A 12,036-nucleotide genomic window follows, 5' to 3' on the forward strand; every position below is an offset into this window, starting at 1 on the left:
CCGCCGGAGCTGTCGCCGGCGGCGTCGGGGAGGTCGTCGTCCACCTCGCGGCGACGGCCGGGCAGCGCCAGGATCACCAGGACCAGCAGCCCGAAGCCCTGGGTCCAGGTCCACAGGGTGTGGAGGGTGCTCTCGCTGTGCGAGACCAGCAACCTGCCGCCACCGGCGGGCAGTTCGAATCCCTGCGCCCAGCCGTCCACGGTCACCGGGGACAGCCGTCGACCGTCCAGGGTCGCCTGCCAGCCTTCGGAGGCGGTGTCGGCGATGCGCAGGACGCGGCCCTCGGGGCCGTCCGGCAGCTCGGTGTCGACCTCGACGGGGCCGGCCGGCAGGCGTGCGGGGACGGCGGTGTCGCCCTCTGCGGGCAGCACCATGACGCGGGAGAGTTCCCGCTCCACGCGCCACAGGGCACTGCCGTCCTCCTGGCTGAGCCGCTTCAGCCCCGGCGTCGTGTCCAGGACGCGGTGCAGCTCGTCGGGCGACCCGTCGCGGACCAGTACGTACCGGATGGCGGAGCCGCTGAGGCGCTCCGCCTGGTCGGCGCCGGAACCGGCGGCGAGGTCGGCCACCATCGCGGAGAGGTCGGTGTCCTCGGCCATGAGCCGGGCGATGTCGGCGTCGCCGAGCCGGGTACCGGCCCCGCGCACGACCGCGTAGTCGAGGGCGGCCGGTGCCCCCTCGGAGGTCTCGTCCTCGCCGGCGAGGACGAGGGTCCGCGCGCGGTCGCCCGTGGAGCTCTCCTCGGCGACGAAGGCCGGAACCTGCACGGGGTTGGCGCGTTCCAGCGGTCCGTCGGCACCGCGCACCATCCAGCCCGCGGCGGCGAGCGCCGGGCCGACGGCGGCGGCGACGGCGAGCAGCACCGCGACCGGCTGGCGCCAGCCGAAGCTCTCGGCTGCGACCCGGTGACGTGCGCCGTCGGCGCCGAGCGCCGCGGCGGCGACGACCGCCAGGCCGCCGACGAGGAGTGCGGGACCGGCCCAGTGGGAGCCGTTCGCCCAGACCGCGACGACGAGAGCCGCGAGGGCGGCGCCCCAGGCCGCCGTCACCGCGGTGCGGCGTTCCCGACGCAGCAGGGCGGCGAGGCCGGCCAGCAGCACCCCGAGCATCAGCCACTCGGCCGGGGTACCCGGGCCGCCGGGGTTGAGCCCGAGGAGCGCCAGGGGCGACGCGGGCGTGTCCACCAGCCGCTGTCCGGCCTCCGCGAGCAGCTCGTCCGTGCTGCTCAGCACGGTCAGCGACCACGGCGCGAGCATGACGACGGGGGTGAGCAGCAGCGCGGCGAACCGGCGCAGTCGGGGACCGCGGCCGGTACCGGACCGCACGAGGGCGGCGGCGGCGAGCACCACGGCGAGCGGCCACACCACCGGGGTGAAGGCGGTGACCACGGTGAGCAGCAGCGCTCCCGCCCAGGCGGCGCGCCAGGGCCCGCGACTGCCGGACACCAGCCCGGCGGAGTACACGGCGCACCGTGCGAGCGGGGGCAGCAGGACGGCGAGGACGACCGTGCCGATCCGACCGGAGGCGATCGCCCCGGTGACGGCCGGGAGGAAGGCGTACGCGATCGCGCCCCAGGCCCGCAGCACGCGGGAGGTGACCAGTCGTTTGGAGGCGAGGTAGGCGCTCAGCCCCGCGAGGGGGACGGCGCCCACCATCAGCAGCGTCATGGCGAGGCCGGTGGAACCGAGGAACGGTACGGAGAGCAGGGCGAGCAGGGCCAGGTACGGCGGTGCCGCCCCCGTGTCGCCGATCCCGAGCGGCTGCCAGGTCTCGCGGACGCGGGCCAGGAGCTCGGTGGCCTCAGCGGGAGCGGCCAGGAGGGCGCCGCCGAAGAGCGCGCCGCCACCGATGAGTTCCCGGGAGGCGGCGAGCGCCGCGAGGCAGAGCAGCAAGAAGAGGATGGGCGCCGGGCGCCGCGCGAGAGCGCGGACGCGGGTGAACTGCTCGACCTCCAGGACGTCGGCGTCGTCGCTGCCGGGGCCGGACTCCACGGCACCGTGGCGGCTGCCGGCCGCCGCGGCCTCGTCACGCCGCGAGACGGCGCTGACCGCCTGTTCGACGGTCGCCTTGACGGTGGCGCCCGGTGGCGGGAAGAGGGGGCGCAGTGCGGCGTGGTCGAGGTCGGCGGAGGTGGTGGTGCGCCGCTGGGATCGCGCCTTGAGGATGCGTTCGGGCCGGAGCAGCGCGGAGAGGAGACCGGCGAACTCGTCGAGGGCGCGGCCGGGGGCCTTGCCGACGAGGTACGCGAGGATGCGGATGGCAGTACCGACCACCAGGCGCAGCATCACCCACGGCAGCACCTTGGAGCGGCTGTTGCTGAGGAGCGCGTAGACGGCGGCGGCCTTGTCCACCCGGTGGGGGCTGCCGCCGAGTCGACCGGCGCAGTCGATGGTGCGGCGCTCGCGGGCGGAGGCCTCCGCGTGGCGCATGACGGCGCTGGGGGCGACGCGGACCCCCATGCCGGCGGAGTGCGCGCGCCAGCACAGGTCGAGGTCGTCGCGCATGAGGGGCAGGTGGCGGTCGAAGCCGCCGAGCCGCTCGTAGGCGTCGCGGCGGATGAGCATGCCGGCGGTGGAGACGGAGAGGACGCTGCGGTGCTGGTCGTGCTGGCCCTGGTCCTGCTCGCGGCGGTCGAGTCCGGTCCAGCGTCGGCCGCTGCGCGCGATGGTGACGCCGGTCTCCAGAAGTTGCCTGCGGTCGTACCAGCCGCGGAGCTTGGGGCCGATGACGGCGGCCTCGGGGTGCGCCTCCGCGTGGCGCAGCAGCTTCGCGAGGGCGTCGGTGTCGGGCGCCGAGTCGTCGTGGAGGAGCCAGAGCCAGTGGATGGGTTCACCGTGCGGCAGCTCGGGCATGCCGTAGGTGTCGTCGCGCCAGGTGCGCGTCTCGGGGTCCCAGCCGCTGGGGCGTTTGAGGTAGTCGAGGTCGTCCGGGGTGAGGACGGGTGCGGTGCGCACCGCCTCGGCGACCGCGGCACCGAATCCGGTGCGGCGCGCGAGGTGGAGGACCCGTTCGGGGCCGAGCGCGTCGGTGACGAGGTCGGCGGAGCGGTCGGCCGAACCGGTGTCGGCGGCTATGACGTCCTGGACGGGTCGCTGCTGGTTGACCAGTCCGGCGAGCACGTCGGGGAGCCAGCGCTCTCCGTCGTGCGAGACCAGCACGGCGGTGACGACATGCTGCGGTAGCTCTGGATGTGAGGCGGCTGCGGCAGGCATCGAGGTACGGGCCCCGGTTCGGTGGAGGTCGGCGGACAGCCACACACTACCGGGGCTGCGGGGACCGCCGGTCCGGTCCGCGCACGGCGGAGGGGTGCGTGCGCGGGGTCGGGCCGACGGGTCCGGCCGCTGCTTCGATGAGGTCCTGCTGGAGGGGGTGCTGCTCGTGACGGGGGCCCCGGGAGGGGCCGGGTATGCGGGGTTCGCGGCCGTCGGCCGTCGGGGGCGGGGAGATCACGCGGGCCCGGCGGCGCCGGTGCCGCGGTGACCGGTTCAGACGACGGCCTTCTTCAGCCGCCGGCGCTCGCGTTCCGACAGTCCGCCCCAGATCCCGAAGCGTTCGTCGTTGGCGAGTGCGTACTCCAGGCACTCGGAGCGGACTTCGCAGGCGAGGCAGACCTTCTTGGCCTCGCGGGTGGAGCCGCCCTTCTCGGGAAAGAAGGATTCCGGGTCGGTCTGGGCGCACAGTGCGCGCTCCTGCCAGCCCGGCTCCTCGTCGGTGTCCTCGACCAGCAGTTGCTGGAACAGCTCGGTCATCTGCGCCTCGCCTTCCTTGCGTCCCCGTGATGTTGCCGTTACCGATACGGACCGAACGACACGGGTGAAATTACAAGTGCGTCATCCGGACCCGTCAAGCCGTGATCAGCCTGCTGCCCGGTGATTCACCCAGCGGCACCACACCCGCGCCGTTTCTGATCAAACCACCACGAACCTCCGGACACTTCGGGTGTTTCGACTGTCCGGCTCCGGGGGTCCCGGAGTGAGGACGAATCGAACGCCCGACGCGTTCCGAGGGCCCCGGCCGAGCGACCCGGATCACAGTGGAGTCACGGGAAGACAACGGCGCCCGTCAGGTCCGATGTTGCGCCACCTGTCCACTCCCTGGACGCATAAACCTTTCGGCACCGGCGGCAACCGGATGTGGTGAAACAATGCGTCCGAACGCACGGGTCGCTTGACACACCTCCTCCGGAAGCGCTCATCTGAGGACTCGGCCACGCAGAGTGCCCGGTCGATCACAGAGTTTCCGGCGGGCCGTCCGACGCCCCGCGAACCGTCCGCCCACTCGACACCACGGGTCCCACATGTACAGCGACAACGAGATCGCCGGTGACACCACCGCGCTGCCGCACCGAATGACGCCGCCCGCCGAACACCCCTGCACCGTCGCGGGGTTCGCCGGACTGCTGCGCACCGTCGCTGACTGTCCCGAGCACTGGCTCCCCCTGGTGGGTTACGACCCGACCAGCCGTTGGTACCGGAGGCTGCGCACGGGACCGGGGTACGAACTGTGGCTGCTGAGCTGGCTTCCCGGCCAGGGCAGCGGACGCCACGACCACGGCGACGCGCACGGGGTCTTCACCGTGCTGACGGGCGGGCTCACCGAGTTCACCGCGGGCACGCGCGAGGGACGACCGCTGCGACCGGGGCCGACGCGGGTGTTCGCGCCGGGGTACGTCCACGAGATGGTCAACACCTCGCTGGAGCCGGCGGTCTCCCTGCACCTCTACCACCCGGGGCTCACCACCATGCCGATGCATCCCGCCGCGGCGGCGTCGCCGGCGGCACGGGCGGAGCACCCCGGGCTGCCGGCGCGCCCGTCCCCCTCCGCGGCGGCGTCGCCCAGCAACGCCGTCGCCCCGGCCCCCGCTGTCGCCGCCACGGCCGTCGGCGGGGGCCCGCGGACCGCCGGGCGCGCGGGCCGCAGCTGCTGACACACTGGAGCGCATGCAGCGCATCGTGGTTCTGGCCGGCGGCACGGGCGGTGCCCGTTTCCTGCGCGGTCTCAAACTGGCCGCGCCGGAGGCGGAGATCACCGTCATCGGCAACACCGGCGACGACATCCACCTCTTCGGCCTGAAGGTCTGCCCCGACCTCGACACCGTGATGTACACGCTCGGCGGCGGCATCCACGAGGAACAGGGCTGGGGCAGGGCCGAGGAGACCTTCGCGGTGAAGGAGGAACTCGCCGCCTACGGCGTCGGACCCGAGTGGTTCGGGCTGGGTGACCGGGACATGGCCACCCACATCGTCCGCACGCAGATGCTGGCGGCCGGCTATCCGCTCAGCGAGGTGACACAGGCGTTGTGCCGCCGGTGGGAGCCGGGGGTCCGGCTGCTGCCGATGACCGACGACCGCGTGGAGACGCACGTCCTGATCGACGACGGCGACACCCGTCGCGCGGTGCACTTCCAGGAGTACTGGGTGCGGCTGCGGGCCGAGCCCGAGGCGCACGCCGTGGTGCCGGTCGGCGCGGACACCGCCGGACCGGCACCCGGGGTGCTGGAGGCGATCGCCGAGGCCGACGTCGTCCTGTTCCCGCCGTCCAACCCGGTCGTGAGCATCGGCACCGTCCTGGCCGTCCCCGGCATCCGGGAGGCCATCGCCGCCGCCGGGGTCCCGGTGGTGGGCCTCTCCCCCATCGTCGGCGGCGCCCCGGTGCGCGGCATGGCGGACAAGGTGCTCGCCGCGGTGGGCGTCGAGGCGACGGCGGCGGCGGTCGCCGAGCACTACGGCTCGGGACTGCTCGACGGCTGGCTGGTCGACACCCGGGACGCCGACGCCGTCGGGACGGTGGAGACCCACGGCATCCGCTGCCGGGCGGTGCCGCTGATGATGACGGACCCGGCGGCCACCGCCGAGATGGCGCGGGAGGCACTGGACCTGGCGGCGGCCCTGGCCGCGGACGTCGCGCCGTGACCGCCCCCGCGCGCTCCGGCACGGCGACGGGCACAGCCCCCGCGGTGGCCGCCGCGACCGGTGCGTCCCCGGGCGGCGGTCCGGCGGCAGGCGTCGGCGCGACCCGGTCGGAGTCGTTCCGGGTGTGGTCGCTCCCCGGCCTGCCCGAGGTGGTGCCCGGTGACGACCTGGCCGGGCTGATCGCCGAGGCGAGCGCGGCGCCGGGCGGCCGAGCGCTGCTCGACGGCGACATCCTCGTCGTGACCTCGAAGATCGTCAGCAAGGCGGAAGGGCGGGTGCTGCTCGCCGAGGACCGGGAGGAGGCGGTCGACTCCGAGACCGTCCGCGTCGTGGCGCGGCGCGGCCCGGCCCGCATCGTGGAGTCACGGCACGGGTTCGTGATGGCGGCGGCCGGGGTGGACGCCTCGAACACCCCGCGCGGCACGGTGCTGCTGCTGCCCGAGGACCCGGACGCCTCCGCCCGTGCGATCCGCGACGGGCTGCGCCACCGCATCGGCGTCGAGGTCGCCGTCGTCGTCAGCGACACCTTCGGACGCCCTTGGCGCGAAGGGCAGACCGACGTCGCGATCGGCGCGGCCGGGCTACGGGCCCTGGACGACCTGCGGGGCGGTACCGACACCCACGGCAATCCGCTGGGGGTGAGCGTCGCGGCCGTCGCCGACGAACTCGCGGGCGCCGGTGAGCTGGTCAAGGGCAAGACCGAGGGACGGCCCGTCGCGGTGGTCCGCGGCCTCCCGGAGCACCTGCTGACCACTCCGGGCGGGGCCGGTGCCGTGACCTCGCCGGCGGTGGGCGGACCGGACACCACCGGGGACCCCGGCGCCCGGCCGCTGGTCCGCGACGCCGCCGCGGACATGTTCCGGCTCGGCACCTCCGAGGCGGTCCGCGCCGCCGTCACCCAACGGCGAACCGTGCGGGAGTTCACCGGCGCGGCCGTCGACGGCGGGGCCGTCCGCCGGGCGGTCGCCGCCGCGGTCACCGCGCCCGCGCCGCACCACACGACGCCCTGGCGGTTCGTGCTGCTGGAGTCGGCGGCGGCGCGTACCTCCCTGCTCGACGCCATGCTCGCCGCGTGGGTCGCCGACCTGCGGGCGGACGGGCGCGACGAGGAGTGGATCGCCCGGCGGGTCCACCGCGGCGAGGTGCTGCGGCGCGCGCCCTACCTGGTGGTGCCCTGCCTGGTCGCCGACGGCGCCCACCGCTACCCGGACGACCGGCGGGCCGCCGCCGAGCGGGAGATGTTCGTCGTCGCCGCCGGTGCGGCGGTGCAGAACCTGCTGGTGGCGCTGGCCGGTGAGGGGCTGGGCTCGGCATGGGTGTCGTCGACGATGTTCTGCCGCGACACCGTGCGGGACTCGTTGGAGCTGCCGGACTCCTGGGACCCGATGGGGGCGGTGGCGGTGGGCCATCCGGCCGCCCCGCCGGCCCCGCGCCCGCCGCGGTCCGCGGACGCCTTCCTCACGGTCCGCTGAGGACGACCGGCGGCGGCGACCACGGATCGGTGGTCACCGCCGCCGGGCCTCGGGGACGACTGCTCAGTCGCAGATGATCTGGTCCCCGGTGGCAGCGCCGAAGCCGCCGTCCTTCCACTCCTGCGAGCTCATCGGCCGGCGGCCGTCGCGGACGGGCTGGACCCGGTCGAAGTCCTCGCCGACGGCGACCAGCAGTCGGTCGCCGTGGTCGGCCACCTCCCGCAGCTGGGCGTCGGGGAGGGCCGCTCGGAGTACCGCGGCCTCGGCGCGCTGTTCCGGACCGTGGGTGATGGTGGTGCGGGACTGGGAGGTGGAGGCGGAGCCGGGGTCGTCCTCCGCGGTGAGGCCGTCGGTGCTGAACCCGGTGGCAGCCAGCTGTTCGTCGGCGCGGGCGGCGAGCCCCGCCGTGGTGCTGGCGTTCTCCACCCGGACCCGGACCTCCTCCGGCGCGAGCTCCACCGGCACGGCGCCGCGCGGACCGTCGTCGGTCCGCTCGCCGCCGGCCGCTTCCTCGGCCTCGCCCTCGTCGCTCTCGTCGCTCTCGGTTTCGTCGGCCTCCGGCGGCTCGTCGGCCGCGGCCCCCGCGAGCGGGCGGTCCTCACGGATCGCGGCGAACAGCCGCTCTGCGCCCTCCTCGTCCCACGCGACGGTGGAGCCGCCGTTGGGCAGCTTCTTGCCGGAGCCGTCCACGGGGACCGAGGTCAGTTCGGCGGAGGAGGCGTCGAAGCCGCCGAGGGCACGGCTGAGTTCCAGCATCTGGTCGACGCCGAACTCGGGGTCGACGCGGACCGACTCCAGCATGACGTCGGCGGTCCGACGCAGCTTGGCGGGGTTGAGGAGCACGTCGGTGCTGACCGCCTTGTCGACGAAGGCGGCGAGGAACTTCTGCTGGCGCTGCATCCGGCCGAAGTCGGCGGAGGGGTCGACCGACCGCGCGCGGACGTACTGGAGGGCCTCACCGCCGCTCAGGGTGGAGGTCCCCGGCGGGATGTCCAGGCCGGACTTCTCGTCCTTGAGGGGGCGGACGGTGCACACGTCCACACCGCCGATCTCGTCCACTCCCCGCATGAAGCTGAGGAAGTTGACCTCCAGGTAGTGGTCGATGCGGACCCCGGTCATCTTCTCCACGGTGCGGACCATGAGGGAGGGGCCGCCGTGGGAGAGGGCCGCGTTCATCTTGTCCGGGTGCTCGGGGTGGCGTTCGCCGCCCCCGGCCTCGAAGTTGTGGGCGGGGAGCTCCGCGTAGGAGTCCCGCGGCAGAGAGACGACGCTCGCCCGCTCCCGGTCCTCGGAGAGGTGCACCAGGATGATGGTGTCGGCGCAGTGGCACGCCTCGCCGCCGATGCGGAACTTCTCCTTCTCCTCGGCGGTGATCCCCTCCCGGCTGTCGTTGCCGATGAGCAGGAAGTTGAGCCCCTTGCTGGTGTCCGGGCGGTTGCTGAGGTCGTGGAAGGGGTCGACCCGCTCCACCCCGGTGTCGATGGTGGAGACCATCGCGTGCCCGACACCGCCGGTCAGCAGCACGCACGCCGCGGCCACGGCGGACAGCCGCAGCCCCCAGCGCGGGCGGCGGCGCCGACCCGTCGAGGGGCGGGGGCGCTGACTGCTCGGGTGCTGCGGGCGGCTGGCGGGCAAGGTCGGAACCTCCGCTTGTCGTACGAACGGGGGCCGGGTCACCCCGCTGGGAGCGTAGGAACGGTGGGGGCGCGGCGCGCGCAGACCCGCCGCACACCACCCGGGTGGGCGAACCACGGTGATCCGTTCGCGGTACCGTGAGCCGGTGACGACACGAGGAGACCGGGGCGGTAGCGACCCCGGTGAGCACGGCCTTCCGGCGGTGTCGGTGATCATGCCGGTGCTGAACGAGGAACGACATCTGCGGCATGCGGTGGAAGCCATCCTGCGGCAGGAGTACGCGGGCGGGATGGAGGTGGTCATCGCGCTCGGGCCGTCCACGGACCGGACCGATGAGATCGCCGCCGAACTGGTCGCCGAGACCGCGGACCGACCATGGGGCAGGGTGCGGACCGTCCCCAACCCGACCGGCCGCACCCCGGCCGGACTGAACGCGGCGATCGAGGCGTCCCGGCATCCGGTGGTGGTGCGGGTCGACGGTCACGGCATGCTCTCGCAGGGCTACGTCGCCACCGCGGTCCGGCTGCTCGCGGAGACGGGGGCGGCCAACGTCGGCGGCATCATGCACGCCGAGGGCGAGAACGACTGGGAGCACGCGGTCGCCGCCGCCATGACCTCCCGGATCGGCGTCGGCAACGCGGCCTTCCACACCGGTGGTTCGGCGGGTGAGGCGGAGACCGTGTACCTGGGTGTCTTCCGCCGGGAGGTCCTGGAGCGGCTGGGCGGGTACAACACCGAGTTCGTCCGCGCGCAGGACTGGGAGCTGAACTTCCGCATCCGGCAGGACGGCGGGCTGATCTGGTTCTCCCCCGAGCTGCTGGTGTCCTACCGTCCGCGGCCGACGGTCCGGAAGCTGGCGAAGCAATACCACGACTACGGCCGTTGGCGGCACGTCGTGGCCCGCTACCACCAGGGGTCGATCAACCCGCGGTACCTGGCGCCGCCCGCCGCGGTGCTGGCGATCGCCGCCGGTGTCGTCGGGGCGGTGGTGACGCCGTGGACGCTCGTCGTGCCGGCGGGATACCTGGCGGCGATCACGGTGGGCTCCCTGCGCGCCGGCCGGGGGCGCTCGATCGGCGCGCGGCTGCGCATCCCGGTGGCGCTGGCGACGATGCACATGTCCTGGGGGTGGGGCTTCCTGACCAGCCCGCGGTCGCTCGCCCGCCGGGTGCGCGACTCTCGTCGCGCACCGGCCGGCAACACCGCCTGACCCGCCCGCGCGGCGCGGACGGTACGACGGCGCCGCGCGGGCGGGGCCGGGAATCAGAGCGTGTGTGAGACCCCACGCCGGGCCCGCGACGCCGGCTACGGCCATCCGCTGCGTTGTCAGGAACACCCGAAGACAACCCGGTATGAGGGCACCCCTCCGCCGTGCAGCTGACCGCATCCGACGCCGCGAGCTGATCCGACGCGGGGTCTCACACACGCTCTCAGTCGGTGGCGTGCCGGGGGTTCACCGTCATGCACGCGCTGTCGTCGTCCGCGGTGATCGCCTCGGCGCTGTCGAGACGCTCCTCCGGCTCGGTCGGCCCGGTGTCGGGGGCGGCGGGGAACTGGTTCCCCTCGCGCCAGTCGGTGCCGATGACCAGGGTGAGCCCCTGCGCCGACCCGGCGGAGCGGAGTGCGCGGTCGGGCAGGCCGAGCGCCGCCGCGACGGCGCGGGCGTCGGCCTCCGCCTGTTCCCCCGCGGGGTGGGTGAGGGAGGTCTCCGCCTGGGAGATGGGCCGTTCGTCGACGAAGGACTGCACGTAGCCCAGCGCGGCGAGTTCGGCGACCACGACGCTCGCCCTGCCGGTGACGGCGGGAAGGGAGACGGAACCGGTGCCGTTGCGGACGGTCACCGCGACCTCGGCGGGATCGAGCGGCCGGGCCGCCTCCTCGTCGGCTTCGTCGTCCCCGGCGTCGGGGTCGGCGATGTCGTCCGGGTACTCCTCGTCGAGCGCGATGTCCTCGCGGACCAGCGCGAACAGCTCCTCGGCGGCGCCGGGCTTGGGGGCGACGTGAGCGGCGGGGTTCTGCGGAGCGGGAACCCACGGCATGGTGATCATGTTGATCCGCTCGCTGGGGACGTCCCGCAGGTCCTCACCCAGGTCGTACAGGCGGTTCACGCTGCCGAGATCGGGGTCGACGGTGAGGGCGTTGGTGGCGGCGTTGGCCAGGGCGTTGAGCTTGCCCGGGTCGGTGAGGCGCGCGCCTTCCTTGAGTTCGCGGACCATCGAGGAGAGGTACATGTGCTGGGCCTTGGTGCGGCCCACGTCGCTGCCGTCGCCGAAACCGTGGCGGGTCCGCAGCCACTGGAGGGCCTGTTCGCCCTTGATGACGGTCTCGCCCGCGTCCAGCTCCAGGTGGGACTTGGGGTCGTCGACGCCCCGGTCGACGCAGACGGGAACGCCGCCCACGGCGTCGGCCATGCTGACGACCCCGGCGAAGTCCAGCATCATGAAGTGGTCGATCGGGATGCCGGTGAGCTCCTCCCAGGTGGCGACCGAGCACCCGGGGCCGCCCCGCTGGAGGCTGTGGTTGATGGTGTCCGACTCGACCACGTCGTACTCCCGGCCGGTCGCCGGGTCGGTGCACTTCGGGATGGTGACCCGCGTGTCCCGGGGGATGGATATGACGGTCATGTTGCTGCGGTCGGCCGAGACGTGCAGCAGCATCTGGACGTCCGCGATGGGGGGACCGCCCACGGTGTCGGCGGCGCCGCCCAGCCGCAGGTTCTCCTCCGAGTCCCGGGCGTCGCTGCCGAGCAGCAGGATGTTGAGGGGTGTCTGGCCGCGGTCGTTGGGCGCGGCCTTGTCGAGCTTGTTGTCGCCGAGGTGCAGGTCGCTCTTGGTGAGGTTGCCGTTGAGGTGCTGCACGTAGTACCAACCGGCGGCGCCGGCGCCGACCACCGTCAGGGCCAGGGCGGCGGACCCGGCTATCAGCACGCGGGCCCAGCGCGGGCGCCGCGGCTTGGCGGGGGGCTTCCCGCCCTCGCCGTCGTGCCGGTCCCGGGGGCCGCCGTCGCCGCCGGCACC

General features: G+C 74.1%; 7 protein-coding genes and 1 pseudogene. 4 read left to right on the forward strand and 4 right to left on the reverse strand.

What is annotated here, in order from left to right; all coding sequences use genetic code 11:
* Positions 1-3,212: glycosyltransferase family 2 protein (locus HCJ92_RS17555; protein ID WP_167934565.1), on the reverse strand; the 3,212-nt coding region annotated here is incomplete at its 3' end.
* A 273-nt stretch (positions 3,213-3,485) separates the two neighbouring features.
* Positions 3,486-3,749 (reverse strand): WhiB family transcriptional regulator, encoded by a 264-nt coding sequence (locus HCJ92_RS17560; RefSeq protein WP_167934566.1) that lies wholly within the window; start codon positions 3,747-3,749, stop codon positions 3,486-3,488.
* Positions 3,750-4,297: 548 nt separating this feature from the next.
* Between HCJ92_RS17560 and HCJ92_RS17565 the strand changes: the two are divergent.
* The 3 genes and pseudogenes from HCJ92_RS17565 to HCJ92_RS17575 form a co-directional block, all read left to right on the forward strand.
* Positions 4,298-4,792 (forward strand): annotated as a pseudogene (locus HCJ92_RS17565) (cysteine dioxygenase); the annotation flags it as partial.
* 148 nt (positions 4,793-4,940) lie between these two features.
* Positions 4,941-5,912, forward strand: coding sequence for a 2-phospho-L-lactate transferase (gene cofD / locus HCJ92_RS17570; RefSeq protein ID WP_167934568.1), 972 nt, complete (start codon positions 4,941-4,943; stop codon positions 5,910-5,912).
* Positions 5,909-7,384 carry a coenzyme F420-0:L-glutamate ligase gene (locus HCJ92_RS17575; RefSeq protein WP_420824735.1) on the forward strand — a complete coding sequence of 492 codons (1,476 nt, stop codon included), beginning with the start codon at positions 5,909-5,911 and terminating at the stop codon, positions 7,382-7,384. Before cofD ends, HCJ92_RS17575 begins: the two co-directional genes overlap by 4 nt.
* Positions 7,385-7,447: 63 nt before the next feature.
* Here HCJ92_RS17575 and HCJ92_RS17580 read toward each other — a convergent pair whose 3' ends face one another.
* Complete coding sequence (locus tag HCJ92_RS17580) at positions 7,448-9,019, reverse strand: LCP family protein (RefSeq protein ID WP_245240963.1); 1,572 nt, start codon at positions 9,017-9,019, stop codon at positions 7,448-7,450.
* A 145-nt stretch (positions 9,020-9,164) separates the two neighbouring features.
* Here HCJ92_RS17580 and HCJ92_RS17585 point away from each other — a divergent pair, with 145 nt between their 5' ends.
* Entirely contained in the window at positions 9,165-10,229 is a 1,065-nt protein-coding gene (locus HCJ92_RS17585; protein WP_338054235.1) for a glycosyltransferase family 2 protein, read from the forward strand.
* Between the two features lie 220 nt (positions 10,230-10,449).
* Here HCJ92_RS17585 and HCJ92_RS17590 read toward each other — a convergent pair.
* Positions 10,450-12,036 (reverse strand): LCP family protein (locus tag HCJ92_RS17590; protein WP_245240964.1); only part of this gene is annotated, 1,587 nt, incomplete at its 5' end.

The organism is Streptomyces spiramenti, assembly GCF_012034385.1.
In the GTDB taxonomy this organism is placed as follows: domain Bacteria; phylum Actinomycetota; class Actinomycetes; order Streptomycetales; family Streptomycetaceae; genus Streptomyces; species Streptomyces spiramenti.

Bases quoted from the DNA above. Each gene is read 5' to 3' on its own strand.
- HCJ92_RS17560 (WP_167934566.1), bottom strand. From the start codon at position 3,749: ATGACCGAGCTGTTCCAGCAACTGCTGGTCGAGGACACCGACGAGGAG.
- cofD (WP_167934568.1), top strand. From the start codon at position 4,941: ATGCAGCGCATCGTGGTTCTGGCCGGCGGCACGGGCGGTGCCCGTTTC.